Source organism: bacterium, from assembly GCA_030649025.1.
Classification (GTDB): domain Bacteria; phylum Patescibacteriota; class Minisyncoccia; order JAUYLV01; family JAUYLV01; genus JAUSGO01.
In genome coordinates, this window is record JAUSGO010000035.1 from 1 (window position 1) to 21,070 (window position 21,070).

Below are 21,070 nucleotides of genomic sequence, written 5' to 3' on the forward strand. Positions count from 1 at the left end.
GGCAAGTCCCAAAGAAGCCTTCAAGAAGCTGCAGGTACACACCAAGAGCTTCATGGACCGCGTGAAGAAAATACACCGCCTGCTCGTAGACATCATCAACGGCCTTAAAGGCATGTCCCAGAAGCCAAAGCCGTCTCCCAGCATATCTCCCTCTCCTTCGGTGAGCCCCTCTCCAAGCACATCCGTGAGCCCTTCTCCGAGCGTCTCTCCGACGCCTACGCCTACCCCAACTCCCACACCATCAGAAACCCCTACGCCAACTCCTACTCCTTCGGCAACGCCGACACCAACCCCGACGCCATCATCATAATTTTTTAAAGGATTCTTCTCTCACTTAATATTATATCCAACCCGTGCTTTTATGAACCCCGTTAGACATCCCCAATTATCTCTAAAAATATCGGGTATGTTCCATAAGGGTTCAGAAAATTACTATGTTAGAAACACAGCAAAAAATGTCTAACGGGGTGAACGATCAAACTTCCCAATTCTCAAAACCAAACCGAAAAGTTCGATGGCCTATTGCCGCGATAATCATTGTCGGTGCAATCGCAGGAGGTCTTGTATACGGTATTTGGCAGGCAGGCGTCAGTCTGCCAAAGTCTGCTCCTGCTGACCTTGGGCAACCAATGGCTTCTCCAACTCTCCTCCCCGAAGCTGATGAGAAAACTGCGGCGCTCTTACAGATCGGCAGTTCAACAGAGATTTCGGATATCGAAAAAGATCTCCAGAATACCGATCTTACAGGTCTTGACTCAGAAATGAACACAATTGGAAGCGAGATACCATAAAATCATTTTTTTCGAGTCGATGCGAATAAAAAAGCCCGCGATATGTCGCGGGCTTTGTATTCCTGGGGAATATACAGAATACCCATTTTGGGCACTGCACAATCCTTTAAGTTCATAGAACGAAAGGAGGGATTGCTTGTTACGGCACAATAGCGAATGTCAGCTTTCGTATTTCTTTGCTGTTCGTTTCGTCGTCAATAAGTTCAAGATACATGAGATAGCTTCCTGGGGCTTCCGCCACAAGGTAGGCATTGCCCCATATCATTGAACTTTCAAGCACCTCTCCGGCGGGCGCTTTGGCTCCAACGGGTACAATAACGAAAGGCACGGCAAAGAACGCAAGGTGGTGGCGCTGGTAATCTTCCAGGGTGAACGAGTAAAGACGTAGTGCCGAGCCTGCTTCAGGCGTATCAAGGTAGGACCTTGTAAGAACACCAAGAGGCTGCTCGGTGGCGACTTCAGTGTCGGGGGGGAGGTTCTTCAATGCCACAATACGCAGAGTCAGGCGAAGGCGCGGGAGAGATGTTCCTGTAACGAGAAAGAAGGGATAGATCCGCTCACCAACGCGGAAGACCAGTTCTTTGCTTCGTGGCTTATCGGACGTGAGCATTTTAATGCGTTCGATGAGGAGATTTTCAAACTCTCCGGCAAGACCCTTCAGAGCCGTTTTGTTGGCTCGGAGTTCGGCAAGGAGCGGGTCATCTTTTTTCAGCGTGTCCGCAACCGCATCAAAAGCGTCTGCCGCGGCGACATAGTTCATCTTTCCCGCCTTAACGCCTTCCGTCAGTTTTTCCTGAAAGCGTTTTTGCGCCTCCGGGGGCAGTTTTTTCAAAAGCTCCTCGGTGTGCGTAATAACTTCCGTGCTTTTTGCCGCGAATTGGCGCAATGTGTTGTCGAAAAGTAACGCCTCAAGGGTAAATAAGGGAGGGGGAGCGGTGGCGTGCGCAATGCGCGTCATTCCCTCCATACCGAACGCACCGACAGGGCGATGGTCGCTCTGATTCTGGAAGAGCACGCCCAAGAAGTTTTGTTCTTCCATGGGAAACGTTCCCACATAAGCAAGCCGCATGCCGCCCGGTGCCGTAATTTCTCTGCATGATCCGATAAAAGCCCGGAGAATATCTTCGTGGGTCAATTTATCTCTTGTTATGAGCTCCAAAAGACCTGAAAAACTGTCCACGAAAACATAGTAGATAGGCCCGCTGTGGAGCGCGTCAGAGTATTTCCAAACCTCTACCTCGGGGGCAAATTTCCATTCGGGTCCACGAGGTCCCAAGCATGTTTCGGGTACCTCCGATGCTCTAAGCGTATCAGGATTAAAACTTTTCATCACGGCGGACGTTCGATCTTGCGGCGGAGGCAAGCCGCGCTTTTTGCACACCACGTACCGGTCATCCATTGGCATGAACTTTCCGCAACCCGAGCGCTCATCCGCTTCTTTATTCTGGCGCTGAATATCCTTTTTTGTAACGCCTTCCCGCATCGGAGCCTTTTTCAGAGCTTCTTTGGCGTCGCGCAATATTTTGGTGAGCCTTTCCTTACTGGCTTCCCATGCTTCAATGAGGGCGCCGGCATCGGGTTTCGCGCCTGCCAAGCGCAGGTCGGCGATTAACTTCTCGGCCTCTTCAAAAAAAACGAGGAATTTTTCAACGTTCCTTCCGTCCCGTTCCCTCTGAAGCCGTAGATGCTGGAGCTTGAGAAATTCCCCGCGCTCTATCTGCTCAAGATCCTTCATGATATTCTTTCGCTGTTTTTCGAGCTTCTCGAGAGAGGCACTTTTTACCGTTTCGGGCTGCTCTGATTGGATACCCCGAACCTCTTTGGCGTATGAAAAAACGCCGCACAACATCAAAAGCATCAGAAAGTAAGCACGCATATGCACCTCGTCTTTTCAAAAATTGATAGTGTCAAAGGACCGTCTATCTAGGTCAACCATAGTATGGTTTGGTCGGGGTGTCAATGTGCACATGCTTGACCCGATAAAAAGGACGCTCGCGTCCACGCCTTCTCTCTTGAGGGCTTGACAGAAATCCCTCATCGTGTATACTGGTTTGCAGTGTAGGTTTTGCTACGCAACTTCCAATTTCTAATTTCCTAGCTTCCAATTATCGGAAGGTTGTCCATCGACCATATTGGTGGTTGGCAGTTGCGAGAGCAAGAGGTCTTCCTACGCAGTGTTATTGGATAATATAAGCAGTGTACATATGGCAACCAAGCTTTACGTAGGAAGTCTTTCCTACAGCACAGCGGATGACCGCCTGAAGGAAGTTTTTTCCCAGGCCGGCACCGTCGTATCTGCCATGGTCATCACCGACAAGTTCTCGGGCCGTTCCAAGGGGTTCGGATTCGTGGAGATGTCGAGTGACGAGGAAGCCCAGAAGGCCATTGAAATGTTCAATGGCTACGACCTGGACGGGCGCAAGCTCGTGGTCAATGAGGCGCGTCCTATGACCGAGCGCAAGCCCCGCAGTTTTGGCGGAGGCGGCGGAGGTGGAGGCGGATACGATCGCAGACCGCGCAACGATTACTAAATCGTGCATCGAAAAACAACACCGGGCTTTCGCCCGGTGTTGTTTTTCATATTTGTCTAGCGCTAGAATGCCATTTTTGTTTTCTGTCTCCGCAAGAATAATCGCGCCGTGCCGAAAAGGACCGCAAGAAGGGGAATGCCTATCATGATGCCATACTGCACCATTGTCTGCTCGTCCGATGAAGCAAACGTGAGAGGGCGGGAGCTTGCGGTTTTTGAGCGGATGGAGATCAATCCCTCGTTTTCCGCAAGCCAGTCTATCGCATTCAAGCCGAAGGCGATGTTTTCCGGTTTGCCGCCGATGACCTGGTCGGAGAGCATTGAGGAGCTGCCAAGCACGATAGCACGTCCCGTGCCGCCAAGAATATTTTTTATAAGTACTGCCACGGTACGCTCTCCAAGCGCGCTCCGGTCCACGGCAAACTCTTGGTTCGGTTGGAGCATAAAACTATTACGCTGTTCTCCCGCGAAGGGCGAAGTTTTCAGCAATGGTGTTGCTTCGGACGAGACAGCCTTATCTTGCGGAATTTCAAGAGACGCACCCCACGAGTACACGATGCTTTTTAAGTCTTTTGTCACCGGGGTGTCTGAAGCGGCTCCCACGCGCGCCCAGAAGGGGTAGGGAAGTACGAAGGTAAGCGGCCCCCCGGTATTGAACTGCACATTTTCGTTCGCGCGTAGGTCGTATACCACGGACGGATTTATTTTCACGCCAAGCGTTTTTTCAATGAACGCAGGAAGACTGGTGTTTGAAGGAGAAGCGGTAAGCGATCGAAAATCAAGCTGTACGCCGTCTACAAGAAAAAATGCCCTGCCTCCTCCCTTGAGATATTCCGTGATCAAATTTTCCTCGTTCTGGCTAAGCGCCTGGGTGGGTCCCGCAACAACCAGTATATCGGAATATGCAAGGGCGGATGACGAAAGAGAAGTTGCGGTCAGAAGCGATACGCTTTCTATGTCGAAAGCATTTGCAAGTTCTCCCCGTAAGGCGCTGTAGCCGTCCGTGGAAATTTCATTATGTCCTTCCAAAAAGGCAACAGTTTTTTTCGACTCGTCCGCAAACCGATGGATGAGCCGGGAGAGCTGATATTCGAAATCAGCCGTTTGCGAAATATACGGAATAACTTCGGCGCGCTTGTCTTTTTGGGAGATTGTAAGCCCGAAAAATCCTTCTTTAACCTGAAATTCTCCTTTGCGCACCACGTTGAACTGAATTGGCGGAACGCCGGAATTCACAGCTTCCTGTTTTTCTGTGTCGCTCTCCGGATGCGCTTGCTCGATAAGAATTTTGCCTTTCGAGACGCTTCTGTAGTCGTTTAGCATGTCGGTAACATCTCTTTGCGCAACGATGAGCTCTGTCGGAAGATTCTGAGAGGCATACAATTTTATCGTTAAGGGTTCCGCAAGACCGGCAACAAGGGTTTTAGTGGCCTGCGAAAGCGTGTAAAGACGACCCGATGTGAGGTCAAACCGGAAAGAAATAAAGCTAACTGCGCCATTCCACACTACAACAAGAGCAACAAGCGCCAATACCCAGGAGTTTATGCTGCGCCAAGCGGAAGAAAACCGGGTCAGGCGCTTGCGCATGAATCCAATGTAGGCAAAGCTCCCGAACAGCGTTGTAAGAGAAAGAAAGTACACCACGTCGCGAAGATCAATAACGCCCCGCGTGATATTTGAAAAATGCCACAGGATGCTCATCTGCTGCATGAACGAAGAAATGCCAGCCGATACACTGCCGATAGCGGCTTCCCATCCGATGACGATAAAGAAAAAAATGATCGCGATAGAAAGAATGAAAGCGACTATCTGGTTTTTGGTGAGCCCCGATGCAAAAAATCCTATTGCGCAAAGTCCCGAGACCAAAAACACGGTACCAAGGTACTGCGCCGCAACAAGCCCCCAATCGAAGCTTCCGAATTTCGCAAGCACCAAAAGTGCGGGCAGTGTTGCGAACACTCCCAACATGATTGTTGCAAATGCTCCCAGATACTTGCCCAAAAGATATTGCGCGGGGCTGACGGGTTGGGAAAGAAATACCTCGCTCGTGCCCTCCTTCTCGTCAGCCGCAAGAGACCGCATGGTGATGGCAGGAACGAGGAATAAAAGCAGCCAGGGAAGGAAATTAAAGAGGGGACGCAGTGAAGCTTCGCTTACCACAAGCGTGGAGCGGAAGTAGAAGAAAAACACAAGCCCCAAAAATACCACCAGGATAATATATCCCCCCGGATGGTCGAAGTGTGATTTCAGTTCTCTTTTTGCGAATGTGAAAATAGATTTCATAGGGTCATTTGGTCAATTCTCTGAACACATTTTCGAGGCTCACTGTTTCGCGTGCGAGTTCCCAGAGTTCCACATTTTTTTCTTTCGCAAGTGCCATAATGTTCGAGCGAATGTCGCCTACGGCTTCAATATAAAAGCGCGTGCGCCCATTTTCGGTTGGCTGGGTCCGAATGACCTTACTTTCCGGGATAGCTTTCTCAATGATTTGAGCATCCATGTTTCCTGCAAACTCCGCATGAATAACCGTTTTAGTACCGCGATGGGCAAGTTCTTCAACCGAGCTGTCGCTTACCAGGGAGCCGTGCGAGATGATGATGACGCGGCTTGCCATAGCTTCCACTTCTTGCAGAACGTGGGTTGAGATGATAACGGTGCGTTCTTTGCCAATATCACGGATAAGCGCGCGTATCTCGTGTCTCTGATTCGGATCAAGCCCCTCGGTTGGCTCGTCCAAAATAAGCACCTTGGGGTCTGCAAGGATGGCCTGCGCCAAGCCTACGCGCTGATGATAGCCCTTGGAAAGCTCTCCAATAGGCCGCCAATATACGCTTTCAATTCCTGTCTTTTTCACTGATTCGCGTATTGCTATTTCTTTTTTTTCACTCTTAAGGCCTCGCAGGTCGGCAATAAGTTCAAGATATTCCGCAACGAGCATGTCTTCATCTAGAGGATTGTTCTCCGGCAGATATCCGATATACGTTTTTGCAGCGATTGGATTTTGATTTATCGGCACGCCATCAAACAATATCTTTCCGCTGTCAGGCTCGAATACCTGGGCGAGCATCCGCATAGTGGTCGTCTTGCCCGCCCCGTTCGGTCCTAAAAGTGCTACCACAGAGCCGTCACCAATCTCAAAAGAAAGTCCGTTCACGGCCTTCACTTCCCCGAATGATTTTTTGAGGTATTCAATACTTATCATAAGGAATATGCCCGACTACGGATATCATTATATATGAGAGCCTGGAAAGAATGCAACAAGCCTGCCCTCCTCTTGTTCTGTGGATAAAGAGGCGGGCGCAGTCCTTGCGTATACCCGCAGGAATAATGCTCCGAAGGTTTGTGGATAGTCATATGAGGGCGGTATTCATCTTGAAAATATCCAAGCACCAAGGTGCCATTGGCGCGCGAAACAATAAAAAACCGCACAACAGACTCAAGAGGAGTCGGCTATGCGGTTAGACCGATTGGGCGATGGTGACCGAAACACGCGCTATATCCATGACGTCTTCCAAGGATTCTTCGATCCATTGCCGTTTCTCATTATCGCTTGAGAAGATTGGATATGTGCAGTGCTCGAGCAGGGTCACGTCAAAGCCGTTCTCTATCGCACCCTGGGCGGTTTTTAGCATGCATGAGAATGTATTGCATCCGGCCAGGACCACTTCGGTAACGCCTTCGGAGCGCAGAAAATTGACGAGCTCGGAATTTGTGAAGGCGTTACTGCGATATTTAGTGAAGGCCGGCTCAAAACCAGCCCTATGCCGGTGTTTCAAAAACCCGGCAAGGCGCTGATGCGCTGGCAAGTCGCAGATGATGCACCCCGACCTCTTACGGTCCACGGTCACTTGAGCCGGTGTCAGTGGCGGATTTTGCAGGGCAACCATCACAATGAATACGATCAAGCCATTCGATGCGCGCCACTCCTCCAGCGTTTGCTTTATGGGCAAGGCAACTTGCTTTCTATCCTCATCCAACTTCTCGATACTGGAATACCATCCGTCGCCATGAGATATATCTATAACCAAAAGCGCTTTTTTCATCTCCACCTCTCTTTATTGTTTTATGGGGGACACACAAAGAATTGGAGTATCCCGGCTCTTTCAAGCTCCAGGATAAGTTCTTTTTGGTCATCGTTGTCCTGCAGGTACAGCGCGCGCTTTTGGGCGGGCGACAGAGGAACGCTTCCGTGCTTGGCGTTATCCCGATACATCAGGGCATCATAATAGTCCGCAAGCGCCAAGAGACGGGCATATCTATTGAACATGGCATTGGTCTCTTCGGTATAATTCGGTGACGGTACGGGAAGTACGGCGGGATACGGCCTTTTGCCGAATTGGTGATGCCGCACCATGATCTGCGCCGTCCAGTCGAAGATGCTCTGTAGCATATTCCAGCCGTTCATGACATGCGGTTCCATTATTTTGTAATCTTCTTCGGTGAATTTTTCCGTTTTGGTAAGCACATCCGGATCTATAGGACCCTTGCCAATGTCGTGAAGAAGTCCGGGCCAGAGAGCAGCTTTTGCATCAAGGCCGAGAAACTCCGCGATGCGGCTGAATAATACCCCAACGCGTATGGAATGACGGGCTGTCGGCTCGTGGTATTCCCAAAGTATCCGCAGTTGCTTCCGAATGAATGCCTGATGCTCTTCTTTAATGCCAGAGCGCCCAAGCGCATCGTTAAGCATTTGCTCCTCGTTCATATGGTTCTCCTTTCAAAGGACTGAAGAAATAGTATGCTCCAAAAAATTGCCGGAGTCAACATATACTCTACGATCCGGAACTTCAGATATGTAGGAGTTATGATGCCCTTAACTAAAAAATCCAATCATGACTAAATTGGTCAAGATTAAAATCTATTTTCTGTAGAAAAAGAAAAATATGCTATACTTAAATAATAAATTTATCATAACAAGCATGCACAAGAAAATCGCTTTTTTCGAAGTGACGGCGTGGGAAAAAGAATGGCTGGTGAAGAATCTGGGCGGATTTGAGCCGAAGTTTTACAACTCGGCACTTAACGAAGAACACATTCCCCCCGAGCGGCACTTTCAGGCCATTTCTGTCGGCGAAGGGTCGTTTCTCACGAACGCTGTTCTTGAGGCGTTTTCGCATCTTGAACTTATAGTGATTCGTGGGAGGGAATTTGGGAATATTGACCTTGTCTCATGCCGCAATAAAAAAATCATGGTTTGCCGTGCTCCGACGTATGCGGTGCATGCAGTGGCGGAATTTACATTTGCCCTCCTGCTTATGTTATCGCGCAGAGTTTGCGAAGCGGTCTTGCGCCAGAAAACAGGTAGCGATGCTACGCTTGATCGCCTGCGCGGGTTCGATCTTTACGGCAAGACGCTAGGAGTCTTGGGCACAGGCAACATTGGAAGCGCGGTTATTCGCATCGCAAAGGGTTTTGGAATGAAGGTAATCGCGTGGAATCCGAAACAGAATTTACAGCTTGCCTCCGAGCTTGGTTTTGCGTATATGCCGTTTTTATCGGTTCTTGCGCATGCAGATGTCCTGACCATTCATTTGCCGCATGTGCAGGGTGGCGTCGGTCAAACTCACCACCTTCTTAACCGGGAAGCTCTCACGCAGATGAAACGCGGGTCTTTGCTGATCAACACCTCCGGTGCCGATATTATTGATAACGATGCACTGGGAAATTTACTACAAGAAGGGGTTCTTGCGGGCGCTGCTCTTGATGTTGAGCCCGGTACTCTGCGAGAAGATTTTTTGCGGCAGGAGCGCTTTATTATAACTCCGCGTATGGCATTCAACACGCAGGAAACCCTGGAGCATCTTCTGCGGGCAACAACGGAGAACATTCACGCGTATTTTCGGGGATTTCCGCAGCATACGGTGGGGCAGAGTGCTCCAGCGGAGCATTCTGCGGGGTGAAATGTGAAGGTCTTCACATTTCACGGGCATGTTCCATATTTCCAATAAATGAAAACATGCCCAGGAAGCTATTAAGCTTCCAATGAATGACCAACTCTTCATGAGAGAGAATGACCTAAAAACGAAAATATCTGTCCACAGCCCCTCTTTTCCGCGCATGTTATACTGAAATCGTTAACTTTTAAATAAAAACATATGACCATTTACGTCTTATGGGGTGCGTTCATAGTGCTGATAGGTTTGTTCATCTGGATGAAAAAATCAAAGAAAGCTGCGTCCTAAGCGGTTTGGGCCTAGCGTGGTCAAGCAAACTCCGGGCCACAGAATGCATGATCCGCATTACATTTTTTCGGCTTAAAACTCTTCCCAAGTGGAAGAGTTTTTGTTAAAACTTTGGTGAAAATCATATCCATAAGCGATATTTGCCCGTTGTCTAAAACGGCAATATGCGATATAGTCAATTTCATGCATTTTGCTGGCGATCGCGGTCTTAAGCGAGGATTACGAAGAAGTAGACTACTCCTACGATAGTGGACGAGAATCTATAGCATGATGTCATTTTTAAAAAAACACGCGGTCATTCTCCCCGTTGCGTTCTCCGTGGCTCTTTTTATGCTACTGCCGCAGATTCTCTATACCCGGACGCTCGGGGGCGACTATCGCGGCATTCCCCGGTTCGTCAATGACGATGCGTGGTACTACCTTACGCGTGCGCGGGATGTTATTGACGGTTACCCGTCGCTTGGGAACCCATATTTTGCAGAGCACAAGACGAAGCCCAGCGTGCTGGTTTCTTTGCTGGATGTTTTGGAGGCAAAACCGCTTGGGTGGCTTGGCATAGAAGTTCCGGATGGGTTTCTTTTCTGGATCTCCTTTTTTAATTTTCTCAATGCGGTGCTTATTTACGCCGCAGTGTTTTTGTTAACGCGTTCCCGTCTCGCCGGTATTCTTGCCGCCGCTTTTTTATTTTTGGGAATGTTCGTTCACTCGTTCAACAGACCGACGTCTAATTCCGCTACAACACCTTTCTGGATCGCGGAATTCATGCTGTTGCTTTTGTTCCTCCGCGCACGGCATCGTTCTTGGCCGGTCTTTACGGCAAATGTTTTGGGACTGGGTATTCTCTTTTATATTTATCCCTACTTCTGGTCGTTTTATCTGGCTCTCTTTTTAGTTCTTTCGGCTCTATGGTATTTCCTACATAAGCTTTTCTCAAGACGTACCGAGTGGAGCCTGATAGCCCGACTCCGTTCATGGTTTGGGAGTGCGGGCGATGAAGATCCCCCCTCTTCCTATAGTCCGAAGTATCTTTTGGGCGTCATGGGATGCGCGCTTATTGTTGCTATTCCTTATTTTTTGAATCTTCGGGAAGCGTCTCAATTGCCGGAGTTTGGCGAGACATTCCGTCGTGATGGGGGGCTTGTGAGCCATTTTCCGGCGGGGATTTTAATTGTGCTTCCTGCGGGAGCACTTCTTGGGGTCTCATGGCTTCTTCTTCGTCTGCGGATCATTACCTACACCAAGGAAGTCTTGCTTATCGCAAGCGGACTTATTGCGGTCATCGGTGTCACAAATCAGCACATTCTCACGGGAAAACACATTGAACCGTCATTGCACTATTTTGACATAGGAATGATGTGGTCAACATTCGCAGCGTCATACCTTGCCTCTTGTATCGCACGGCGACTTAGGAGCGGGGCTCAAAAATTCTTTATCATTCTATGCATTGGCATTGTCATGGCTTTTGTAGGGTACTCGCTTCTTGGGCACGCGCGTTCATACGGCGTGATATATGAGAGTGAGCGCAATATTCAGCGCTATCGTCCGGCTCTCGATTGGCTTGCAAGTGCTATAGGGCGCGATGATGTGGTGCTGGCAAATGAGACGCTGTCGGCTCTCATTCCAATGTACACCGCGGCCAATGTGCTTTTTGATCGGAACGCAAACCATTTTTTCGTATCCGATAAGGAGGTGCGCGAGCGGTTTTTGCTCAACCACTATTTTGATGCCGTTGATGAAAATTTTCTTCGCGCGCGCGAAAGATCGCTTTGGGGTGTTCAGTATATTGATGCGGGAGGGCATGCGCGGCAGCAAAATAAATTGAGAAAACTTCTTCGTCTTCCATTAAAATCCGTACCCGTTCTACCCGTAGACGAGATTGAGGGGGCTCTTTCTTCTTTTCGGGAATTGCAGGAGCGCAGTTTCGAGGCGGAACTCCGTCGTTACAATGTCCGATGGATCGTGTGGGATGTCATGCACGATCCTCACTGGGCCGAGGCGAACTCCTTATCTTTCCTCGATATGGTCCAGGAGGTAGACGGCGTGGCAATTTTTCGGCTACACTAAGTACGAAGGGTCTCCACCGATCTTAAAGATAATCTATGTCAGAAACAAAGAAAAAAATATCTGACGGAGTGAGTAAACAGTCAAAGTTGGTCACCGGGGGGTGCGGGTTTGTTGGCCGGCACCTGGTGAAAAATTTATTGGCAGAGGGGAGTGATGTATGGGCGCTGGATAATCTGTTGACCGGAAAACATCCGGACACATGGCTTCAAGGATTTGCCAGACGCGAAGAAAAGGGACTTGTGTTGTACGAGCAGGAAGGACGGCGGCTTGTGTTCATTCAGCAGGATGCTATCGATTTTTTCAGGAATCAGCTGGACGCCGAACCTAAAATAACCCTTCCGAATTTTTCCGAAGTGTATCATTTCGCGGCCGTGGTCGGAGGTCGGGCGGTGCTTATTGAAGAGAACCCGATGCTGGTAGCTACGAATCATCTTATCGACGCCTCGTTTTTCCAGTGGGCGGTGAAAAACCGCGAGCGTATCGGAAACATTTTGTATATGAGTACGTCGGTAAGCTATCCTTTCTCGCTGCAGGTTCGCGGGAAGCATGTTGCCATGAAAGAGGAGTATCTGAATCTCCGCGGACACGGAAATATCGGGTTACCGGATACGGTATATGGCTGGATCAAGATCGCCGGTGAATATATGGGGATGTTGGCGCATGAACGATATGGCCTTTCCGTTGTGTGCGCTAGGGGATTTACGGGTTACGGAGGAGATCAGAATCTCGATTATCCCATTCCTTCCATTGCGGGCCGGGCTGCACGCAGGGAAGATCCACTCACCATATGGGGTTCCGGCGACCAAGGACGGGATTTTATTTATGTGGATGATCTGATTTCTGCTCTACGTGTCGGAATAAAAAATATCCACGATGGCAGTGGATTGAATATCGGCCTGGGGAACATAACGACCTACAAAGAAGTGGCGCGTATTATGGCGGAGCTTGAAGGGTATGCGCCCCAGATCAAGGGAGTTCCCGGCAAAGCCGAAGGGCCATTTGCGGTATATGCCGATACTACGCTACTCAAGAGTTTCGGCTGGCAAGCGCGCTATACGGTACGCGAGGGGTTTGAGAAGGTGCTCGAGAAAGTGAAGGGTCGACGGGATATCAGCCCCATTTGACCTTGAGAATGTTCTTAAAGAAGCGGTAGGCCTCCCGACCGACGCCGAGCTTGCTTTTGCCGAATCTGCGTTCCTCGTAGATGGTAGGAACCTCAACGATACGAAAACCTTTTTGGTACGCGCGGTAGACGATTTCGGTGAGCATCACATTGCCTTCCGGGTGGAGGCGGTTTTTTATTGTTTCCCAGACTTTTCGATGAAAGATCCGGTAATTGTTGCTGGTGTCCCTTATGGGGAAGCGCAGGAATATCCTTACCACGAGCTGTCCGACGATGCTTGCAATCTTATTCAGGAAAGGTTTGCCGATGAATTTTGCTCCAGGCACATAGCGTGAGCCAATGACAAAATCGGCATTCCCGCTTCGAAGAAGGTTTATCATGGCCGGAAGATATTCCGGGTCGTGCGCCAGATCGGCATCGAGAGTTCCCAGGTAGATGCCGCGGCCCTCGTTGTAGCCCCGGACCATGGCTGTTGCCACGCCGCGCTCGTTGTCGCGCTCGATGAGGCGAACTTCCGGGATGGTTTTGCTTAATTTCCGAACCTCCTGGCGCGTGCGATCGGCGCTTGCGTCGTCAACGATAATGAACTCATGCGTGATGCCCATACGCTTGAGCACTTCGTACGTTTGCGGAAGTATCAGGCCGATGTTTTTTTCCTCGTTAAAAGTGAGGAATATGATGGAAAGTTCCGGAGTTGTTTGCATGATATAATTAAAATATTAGCAAAATTGTTGGATTTGTTTCTTGCTCTCTTAAAATTTTACTTCCAAGGACTTTCTCTGTCAAACGTGTATAAATCTGGATAGATATCTCTCAAAAGGCACCCTATTCCATTCTGTCTAGCCGGTAGTCTGGGATGATGTGGGAACTTTTTGGCTCAAGTTTTATGTGCCACAAAATGATGAAGCCCACGAAGAGCGAGGCTCCATCGTGGGCAATTACTTCACGAGAAGGTCAGCGGGAATTTTCTCGCAGGGAACAGCGGTGTGGCTGACAGACCCCTCAGTCAACTGAGTTGCCTTGCCAGCGCTGAGGATACTGTAACAGATGCCCGTACGAGAATCTTGTACATACGTCATCTTTTTTACAATATCCCGCGCAGTGCCAGCACTGGGCGCAGTAACCGAGGGTCCACAACTAGCTAGACCAATTGTTCCAAAAAGAGCTAAGGTTAGTGCAAAAGTTCTCATTTGGCCCCCTTTCAGTTACAGAGCATAACGTACTATCCCTGTAGTGTCAAGAGCCGTGGAGTCTGAACGCCATTAGAATTATATGTGCCCAACCGAGATCTAAACAATCGTAATTTGATGAATAAAAAAACGTAGGTTCGGCCTACGATTTTTAATATTTGCCTTTGCCGGTATACTTTCCTTCGCGGGCGGCCTGCGCCCCTCCTTTTTCCGCTTCATCGGTTTTTCCGAATGCTTTTGAAGATTTGAACTCGGACAGAATTTTATCGACCAGCTCGGGATGGTTTTTGTAGCGCTCCTTCAAAAAATCTTCTGCGGCAAGGAATCTCACATCAAGCGAAGCTAGTTCCGGCCTTTCCTTTTTCATTATTTCCCAGAAGACCGAAGCCCTCTCAAGGCGCAATTCCAGAAGAAGGAAGGCTATTTTGGTAAGTCCTTTTGAAACAGCAAGCTCTATAGATCTTTCAACGTCATCTCGGGTGGTTTTGGTTCCGGAAATAATCACAACCCCATCTTTTCCTATAAGTTCGGTCGCCGATGTTTCTTTTTCAAAACTTTCCATCATTGGCACGCCCTCACAAAGCAAGGGGTCGTCTGGCGCACTCTTCTCAAGATATCCGGCGCGACCGGCGGCAAAAATTACCAACCGTGGCAACGAGCCTGATTTTTCCAGGTCTCGGAAATATTGCGCACCGGCCAGTACGACCGCATTACCGCCGCCCACTATGGCTTTTTCATCGTCCAGGCCAGGGTTTCTTTTTCCGGTTCGCCATCCTTTATCATCGATTCCCTGAACTAAGCGGGTGGGTTTCCATTTTCCATTACCTTCCTCTCCGACGAACTCAATGCCATGCCCCGGAATAACCAAACATTCCGTTTTAAAGAGCTCCTTTGATTCGGGAGTGGTCACCGTTTCTTGCTTCTCAGATTTTCGCATTTCTTTTCCTTCCATATGTATTTTATCAAGCAATCTTACGTCCAAATTAATCTTCCGTCAAGCTGTTCTTCGTCATTTTTTGTCCTTGTGGCGGCACGAGCGAACGTGATTTCTTGGACGAGTAACATCATTCTGGGTGATTTACTTTTTTTTAGATTAAAACAGGAGAAAAATAAAACCGCACGGGGAACCATGCGGCACAGACTCTCTAGTTATCGCTCAAGCCGCCGATGATGAGGATTGGCATTCTCCTGGGCAGGCAATCATTTTTCAGAAACACGGAAAGCTGCCCGCGTAATGCTCTGCCAGAGCATTACGCCCATTCCGGATTCAACAAGAGGCCTATCGCAACTCCGACGGAAAGCGTAAAAATTACAGCATGGAGCATGACCATTTTCGTGAGCTGCCAGAACGAAAGGTGAAGGGAAAGGCTTTCTTGGTGCACCTCAACAGACTTAAGAAGCATGCGGAAGATGTTTCCTTTCAGCGTGTTGGGAAGCGTATAGATCGGCAAGTGTTCCAGTGCAAAAATCGTTGTGTGTTCCATGGAGGCGTGCGCCCATTTCTCGATTTCCTCTCCGATGACTTCCTTGTTTTTGTCGATCTTTGCAGAGTCCACGTAACGGTCAATGAATTTTTCCACTTTCGCCGAAACCGTCTCGCCCTTGACCCTGATTTCGGTAACTTTGACCGCATGCGGCTGGAAGTGGAATGAGCCATCCATACTGTCAAAAACAGGCCTTCCTTCCACGTGTGCAGAAATGGTGAACTCTTGCCCCCATTTTTTTCCCTCGGCATCGAGCGATATGCCGACAGTGCCGTCTTGCAAATCAATATCTACGCGCCGAACCGCAAGGTCGTTTTTGATAAGCGGCAGGTTCGCGTTGATTTTTTCTTGAACCTGGGCCTCACGTAACGTGATATCGTGAGTTCCATCCAAGCCCAAGACAATTCCAAGCGCCGCAGTAACTGCAAAAACCATCACAAAAATCCACGCAATTTTACGTTTTGTCATTTTTCACCTCAAAGAGCTATCTGTAGGATCTGGAGCAATAGTATTCCGGTAGGCCGTTTTGTCAATTGCTAGCACAGGTTGCAAAACAAACCCTCCACATTTCAATGTTGACCAATTTAGTCATGATTACTATCATAGTAACGGTAGACGTACATAGTAACGGTAGACGCAGTATTTGCCGTACGAGATATGAAAATCACCACGAGAGGTTTTTATGCGGTAGAGGTTATGCGGGCATTAGCTTCGTGGGATAAGAGCTTGCCTATGTCCATTGCGGACATCGAGGAGAAAACGGGGATACCACGAGATTATATCGCAAGACTTCTTCTTCGTCTGAAACATGCGGATCTTGCCGAGAGCTTTCGGGGAAACGCGGGAGGATATCGCATCGCAAAAAAACCAAAAGATATATCTCTTGTTGATGTCTTTACTGCCGTAGGGGAGGATATCGCCCCATGGCCCGCAACCCCCCGGTCCTACAAGAGACGTCCGCTCATTTGTCCCATACATCCCGTTTGGCAAAGACTGTATACTACGAATAAGTCGTTTCTCGAGAAGACGTCTCTTACCGATTTCTTGTAATTTTATTCTTGCCCAAAAGATACGCTATTGCCGATATTCTTTCCAAGGCCCTCTCCCAATCCAATCATGACTAAATTGGTCAAGATTAAAAAATTGATAAGCTCGTACTCGAGAGCGATACGTAGGATATATTTTTAAATCCCATCTTTAACGCTTCAATCATGACTAAATTAGTCAACATTAAAAATTTGCATGTTACGGTGAAAGAGGGCGCAGTGCATAAAACCGTGCTTGAGGGGGTTTCTTTGCAGGTGGGAAGGGGAGAAATCCATGCGCTCATGGGGCCGAACGGTTCTGGGAAAAGCTCGCTGGCGTACGCAGTGATGGGGCATCCATTGTATCGCGTCACAAAAGGTAGCATCACGTTCCAAGGAAAGAATCTACTTGTGCTTAAACCCGAACAACGTGCGCGGCTTGGCATATTCCTGTCATTCCAGGAACCGCCGGAGGTTGGAGGAGTGGCGCTAGGCACATTCCTGCGCACTATTGCCAAAAAACAGCCGCATCTGCCGAATATTGATCCGCTCAAAGATGCTCCGGGCAGAAGACTTCAAATGAAAGAGGCGGCACTTGCAATGCAACGCGTGAAGGCTATCGCTCCGGCACTCGGTCTGCAAGAAGGTTTTTTTGATCGGGCGCTCAATGAAGGATTCTCCGGCGGTGAGAAGAAAAAAAGCGAGATTTTGCAGATGCTCGCGTTAAAGCCCAAGCTTGCCATTATTGACGAGATAGACTCGGGGCTCGACTTCGATTCGCTTAAAACAATAACTGCTTCATTAAAAAAAGCCGTCAAAGACGGCATGGGACTGGTTCTGATAAGCCACTACACGCGGATTTTTAAGACACTCAAACCCAAATTCGTGCACGTATTGAAAGGAGGAAAAATAGCCATTGAAGGAGGTTCGTCAATGCTTAAAAAATTAGATTCCAACGGATACGGCAATTTAGGAACTTAAAACTTGTTATGCAGACAAAGGTTAAAACCGAGGAATACCGATACGGATTCCACGATACGGAAAAAACGCTCTATCAAACAGCTCCCGGGCTTTCGCGCCGCGTGGTTGAAGAGATATCGCATATTAAAAATGAACCTGCGTGGATGCGGGAATTCCGTTTGCGCGCGTATGATGTTTTTCTGGCAAAGCAAATGCCGCAGTGGGGAGGAGAGCTTTCAAACATCGATTTTAACAATATCGTTTATTACGCAAAGACCGCCGACAAACAATCAAGAAGCTGGGAAGATGTGCCGCCGCAGATAAAAAATACCTTTGAGCGCCTCGGTGTACCGGAGGCAGAGCGGAGGCTTTTTGCGGGAGTCGGCGCGCAGTACGATTCGGATGTCATTTATCACAACGTACGGGAGGATCTAGAAAAACAGGGGGTCATTTTCGCGGATACGGATACGGCGGTGCAAAAATACCCGGACCTCGTGAAAAAATATTTCGGCTCGATTATTCCTGTCGGAGATAACAAATTCGCCGCACTGAACTCTGCATGTTGGTCCGGCGGAAGTTTTATTTATGTGCCCAAGGGCGTGAAAGTGGAGATGCCTCTGCAAGCATATTTTCGCATCAACTCCAAAAATTTTGGCCAGTTCGAGCGGACGCTCATTATTGCCGACGAAGGAAGCGACCTCCATTACATTGAAGGGTGTACTGCGCCCGTGTATTCCACCGATTCATTGCATGCGGCCGTGGTTGAGATCATTGCACATAAGAACGCGCATGTGCGTTATACGACAATACAGAACTGGTCTTCGAACGTCTACAATCTTGTCACCAAGCGCGCCCGGGCCGAAGAAGGCGCGTTCGTGGAATGGATCGACGGAAATCTCGGGTCAAAACTGACCATGAAATATCCAAGCGTATTCATGTTCGGGAGGGGAGCGCGAGCCGATATACTTTCCATGGCGCTTGCGGGACCCGGACAGCACCAGGATGCGGGAGCTAAAGTGGTACACCTTGCGCCAGATACCACTTCAAGTATTATTTCAAAATCGGTTTCATTCGGCGGAGGACGAACAACGTATCGCGGGCTTGCAAAGGTTGTTAAGGGCGCGGAGCGGAGCCGTATTTCGGTTCGTTGCGACGCGCTCATTCTTGACCCGGAATCGCGCTCGGACACTTATCCCACAATGGCTATTGAGGAAGAGAATGTACGGGTTGAACATGAAGCAACCGTATCTCGGATTGGTGAGAAGGAATTATTTTATTTAAATGCGCGCGGACTTACGCAAATAGAGGCGACAAGCATGATAGTCGCGGGATTTTTTGAGCCACTTGCGAAAGTTTTGCCGATCGATTATGCGATTGAGTTGAATAGGTTGATTGAGATGGAAATGGAAGGAAGCGTGGGGTAGGTTTTATTGTTTGTTGTTCGTCCTTGCTGCGCATTTGCAATTTTTCTCCACCAAGGGAGGCGCACGTTTCAACCCTCCCAAAGTTAAAGTATTGATCCCTCCCTTGAGTTCCGAAAAATCACAAATACGCAGCAAAACTCGCGAGCAACAAAACCTAATGGGTGGGAAATGATGTGTAAAGAAAATCGGCCGCCGGGGGCGGCCGATGTGAGGGCTTGCTTCCTCATTGGAAGCTTGTGCTCGAGAGCGACGTCTGGGCTTGTGCCAAGACGACCTGCAGGAACTGAAAGAACTTAAGGAGAGTAGTTTCGAAGCCGGAGAACACGTCCGACATCAAGACTTTCAGCAAGATGATGAGGATGACAAGCCCTATTGCAGAGAATAGCTTCATAAGAAGTATCCTGCGGAGAGAGGCTTGGTGCGGCGTTGACCAAGCGCCGCCTGGTCGACTCATCATCGGCCACTTCCCTCCCGGTAAAAACCCATAAAAGGTTCTGGCCTGGAGAGACGTGGAGGAGTGAAGGAACTTTCAGAGCATTCTATTATACAACTAATAGTGCAAATATGTCAATATCTAAAAAAAATCTATTTAGCATCGAGAGGATATCTACGGAAGATGGTTTGACGCTTGAGGGCATTGTTGCCAAATCAAAAAACCGCCGGAAAAAAATGGCGGTATTGTTCGTGCATGGTCTGGGGGGTTCGTATGGAAATGCAGTACGCAATAAGGAGCTGGCAAGGGCGTGCGTGAAGAATGGAATGGCATACGCCATCTTTAATAACCGAGGACACGACGTAGTATCGTCTTTCCGCAAGAAATTTAGCGGCAAAAACATAAGCTCCAAACACATATACGGCGGTATGGCGTTTGAGAAATTCGAGGAATGTATTTTTGACATTCGTGCGATGCTGAAGTTTCTGGAGAAGATCGGGTATCCGAAGGTCGTGCTTCTTGGGCATAGCACCGGTGCCAACAAAGTCCTTTACTATTTTTATAAGACCAAAGATAAAAGAGTGCGCGGGCTTTGTCTTGCAGGACCTCTTAGCGATATCGTCATTGAAAAGCAGAGCCTTGGAAGGAAATTTTATCAAACGCTCAAGAAAGTTAAGAAATTTGCAAAACGTAATCCCGACTCATTACTTCCGCCATCCATCACTTCCCGCATTATGACCGCGCGACGGTATTTGAGCCTGCATACGCCCGGAGGGGCCGAGGATACGTTTCCGTATGCTTACAAAGGCAGGGGATTCAGAGAATTAAAAACCATACGCATTCCGGTCTCGGTTATTCTTGGGGAAAAAGATTCGTATCTTGACCGGCCCGCGAAGGATCTTATTAAAGTATTCAAGAAGAATACGCTGCGGGCAAAAACTTTTCACGGCGTCAGCATCAAGGGAGGGGATCACAGTTATTACGGGCGGGAGCGGGAGTTTGCAAACGCAGTGACCGATTGGGCAAAAAATATTTAAGAAATAGGGATGCCGGCGTAGGGGACGAGGATGCTTCTTATTCAATCATGACTAAATTAGTCAACATTAGATAAGCCACCCCTTCTTCTGTCTATTTTTTCTCCCTTTCTTTTTTAATCATGACTAAATTAGTCAACATTAAACATAGCTACGCATGAGCGCTAAAAGAAAAATCAAAACTGTGGCGGGGAGCGCATTACATACGCCGCACACGGCGCAAACGGAGTGCGTCTTTTCTCAGGATATGACCGACAATTGGGAACGGGAATTTGTGTTTGACCAAGAGGCCGAGCAGAGAAAGTATGTCTTTATTTTTCAGGGAAAAGTTCCCGAGCGCGTAAACCTGTCTCTGCGGCTTGCGGCCCGTAATACCCGTGTGGAAGTGGTTTCGGTTTTTTTGGGGAAAGGCAATATGCGCTCAAAAATCAATTTTACGGTGTCTCACGAAGCGCCCGAAACGTTCGGCAGGATACTTTTTAAGGCGGCTCTTTTTGATGAATCGCGGGTTGATTTTGCGGGGATGCTTAAAATAGCAAAAGGGGCCGATGGCAGCGATTCATATCTTCAGGCCCGCGCCCTTTTGGTATCTTCCAAGGCCATGGCTCGGCTTGACCCGGGGCTTGAGATACTGGCCAATAACGTCAAGGCATCGCATGGAGCGACCGTTGGACGCTTGCGTGAGCAGGATGTATTCTATTTACAGAGTCGCGGACTTTCTAAGGAAGATGCAGGGCGCATGCTGGTCACCGGATTTTTTTCTGATGCCTTGCGTATGATGCCGGAGGAAGTTAACGAAAAAGTGAGTAAATTTTTGTAGTCTGTGGTCT

General features: G+C 48.7%; 19 protein-coding genes and 1 pseudogene. 11 read left to right on the plus strand and 9 right to left on the minus strand.

Annotated elements, in window-relative coordinates; translation table 11 throughout:
• On the plus strand, positions 1 to 310 hold a 310-nt coding region (locus tag Q7S09_05400; GenBank protein ID MDO8558583.1), incomplete at its 5' end, for a hypothetical protein.
• Between the two features lie 124 nt (positions 311 to 434).
• The gene (locus tag Q7S09_05405; GenBank protein ID MDO8558584.1) at positions 435 to 791 is read left to right on the plus strand and encodes a hypothetical protein; all 357 of its coding nucleotides are present in this window, start codon (positions 435 to 437) and stop codon (positions 789 to 791) included.
• 139 nt (positions 792 to 930) lie between these two features.
• Here the strand turns inward: Q7S09_05405 and Q7S09_05410 are convergent, their stop codons facing one another.
• Positions 931 to 2,667, minus strand: coding sequence for a hypothetical protein (locus Q7S09_05410; protein MDO8558585.1), 1,737 nt, complete (start codon positions 2,665 to 2,667; stop codon positions 931 to 933).
• Between the two features lie 328 nt (positions 2,668 to 2,995).
• On the opposite strand from Q7S09_05410, the pseudogene Q7S09_05415 reads away from it, so the two are divergent.
• A pseudogene (locus Q7S09_05415) lies at positions 2,996 to 3,295 on the plus strand (RNA-binding protein).
• An 89-nt stretch (positions 3,296 to 3,384) separates the two neighbouring features.
• On the opposite strand, the gene Q7S09_05420 reads toward Q7S09_05415, so the two are convergent.
• From Q7S09_05420 to Q7S09_05435, 4 genes are all read right to left on the minus strand, one after another.
• On the minus strand, positions 3,385 to 5,604 hold the full coding sequence (locus tag Q7S09_05420) for a Gldg family protein (GenBank protein MDO8558586.1): 2,220 nt from the start codon (positions 5,602 to 5,604) through the stop codon (positions 3,385 to 3,387).
• Between the two features lie 4 nt (positions 5,605 to 5,608).
• Positions 5,609 to 6,523 carry an ATP-binding cassette domain-containing protein gene (locus Q7S09_05425; protein MDO8558587.1) on the minus strand — a complete coding sequence of 305 codons (915 nt, stop codon included), beginning with the start codon at positions 6,521 to 6,523 and terminating at the stop codon, positions 5,609 to 5,611.
• Between the two features lie 256 nt (positions 6,524 to 6,779).
• A complete protein-coding gene (locus Q7S09_05430) occupies positions 6,780 to 7,364 on the minus strand; it encodes an isochorismatase family protein (GenBank protein MDO8558588.1) in 585 nt (194 codons plus the stop codon).
• A 20-nt stretch (positions 7,365 to 7,384) separates the two neighbouring features.
• Complete coding sequence (locus Q7S09_05435) at positions 7,385 to 8,026, minus strand: HD domain-containing protein (GenBank protein ID MDO8558589.1); 642 nt, start codon at positions 8,024 to 8,026, stop codon at positions 7,385 to 7,387.
• Positions 8,027 to 8,240: 214 nt separating this feature from the next.
• Between Q7S09_05435 and Q7S09_05440 the strand changes: the two genes are divergently transcribed.
• From Q7S09_05440 to Q7S09_05450, 3 genes are all read left to right on the plus strand, one after another.
• The gene (locus Q7S09_05440) at positions 8,241 to 9,221 is read left to right on the plus strand and encodes an NAD(P)-dependent oxidoreductase (GenBank protein ID MDO8558590.1); all 981 of its coding nucleotides are present in this window, start codon (positions 8,241 to 8,243) and stop codon (positions 9,219 to 9,221) included.
• A gap of 549 nt (positions 9,222 to 9,770) precedes the next feature.
• Positions 9,771 to 11,567: a hypothetical protein gene (locus Q7S09_05445; GenBank protein MDO8558591.1), complete on the plus strand. Its 1,797-nt coding sequence runs from the start codon at positions 9,771 to 9,773 to the stop codon at positions 11,565 to 11,567.
• 35 nt (positions 11,568 to 11,602) lie between these two features.
• On the plus strand, positions 11,603 to 12,691 hold the full coding sequence (locus Q7S09_05450) for an NAD-dependent epimerase/dehydratase family protein (protein ID MDO8558592.1): 1,089 nt from the start codon (positions 11,603 to 11,605) through the stop codon (positions 12,689 to 12,691).
• Here the strand turns inward: Q7S09_05450 and Q7S09_05455 are convergent.
• From Q7S09_05455 to Q7S09_05465, 3 genes are all read right to left on the minus strand, one after another.
• Entirely contained in the window at positions 12,678 to 13,394 is a 717-nt protein-coding gene (locus Q7S09_05455) for a glycosyltransferase (GenBank protein MDO8558593.1), read from the minus strand. The two genes, Q7S09_05450 and Q7S09_05455, sit on opposite strands and share 14 nt — an antisense overlap.
• A 637-nt stretch (positions 13,395 to 14,031) precedes the next feature.
• The gene (locus Q7S09_05460; GenBank protein ID MDO8558594.1) at positions 14,032 to 14,832 is read right to left on the minus strand and encodes a hypothetical protein; all 801 of its coding nucleotides are present in this window, start codon (positions 14,830 to 14,832) and stop codon (positions 14,032 to 14,034) included.
• A 298-nt stretch (positions 14,833 to 15,130) separates the two neighbouring features.
• The gene (locus Q7S09_05465; protein ID MDO8558595.1) at positions 15,131 to 15,832 is read right to left on the minus strand and encodes a hypothetical protein; all 702 of its coding nucleotides are present in this window, start codon (positions 15,830 to 15,832) and stop codon (positions 15,131 to 15,133) included.
• Between the two features lie 189 nt (positions 15,833 to 16,021).
• Between Q7S09_05465 and Q7S09_05470 the strand changes: the two genes are divergently transcribed.
• From Q7S09_05470 to sufB, 3 genes are all read left to right on the plus strand, one after another.
• Positions 16,022 to 16,414 carry an Rrf2 family transcriptional regulator gene (locus Q7S09_05470; protein MDO8558596.1) on the plus strand — a complete coding sequence of 131 codons (393 nt, stop codon included), beginning with the start codon at positions 16,022 to 16,024 and terminating at the stop codon, positions 16,412 to 16,414.
• Between the two features lie 161 nt (positions 16,415 to 16,575).
• A complete protein-coding gene (gene sufC, locus Q7S09_05475; GenBank protein MDO8558597.1) occupies positions 16,576 to 17,370 on the plus strand; it encodes a Fe-S cluster assembly ATPase SufC in 795 nt (264 codons plus the stop codon).
• Between the two features lie 8 nt (positions 17,371 to 17,378).
• Positions 17,379 to 18,773: a Fe-S cluster assembly protein SufB gene (sufB, locus tag Q7S09_05480; GenBank protein ID MDO8558598.1), complete on the plus strand. Its 1,395-nt coding sequence runs from the start codon at positions 17,379 to 17,381 to the stop codon at positions 18,771 to 18,773.
• Positions 18,774 to 18,996: 223 nt separating this feature from the next.
• On the opposite strand, the gene Q7S09_05485 is transcribed toward sufB, so the two are convergent.
• Positions 18,997 to 19,164: a hypothetical protein gene (locus tag Q7S09_05485; GenBank protein ID MDO8558599.1), complete on the minus strand. Its 168-nt coding sequence runs from the start codon at positions 19,162 to 19,164 to the stop codon at positions 18,997 to 18,999.
• Positions 19,165 to 19,337: 173 nt separating this feature from the next.
• On the opposite strand from Q7S09_05485, the gene Q7S09_05490 reads away from it, so the two are divergent.
• Together Q7S09_05490 and Q7S09_05495 are read left to right on the plus strand one after the other, a co-directional pair.
• The gene (locus Q7S09_05490; GenBank protein MDO8558600.1) at positions 19,338 to 20,243 is read left to right on the plus strand and encodes an alpha/beta fold hydrolase; all 906 of its coding nucleotides are present in this window, start codon (positions 19,338 to 19,340) and stop codon (positions 20,241 to 20,243) included.
• Between the two features lie 244 nt (positions 20,244 to 20,487).
• A complete protein-coding gene (locus Q7S09_05495; GenBank protein MDO8558601.1) occupies positions 20,488 to 21,060 on the plus strand; it encodes a SufD family Fe-S cluster assembly protein in 573 nt (190 codons plus the stop codon).
• Positions 21,061 to 21,070: the final 10 nt, after the last annotated feature.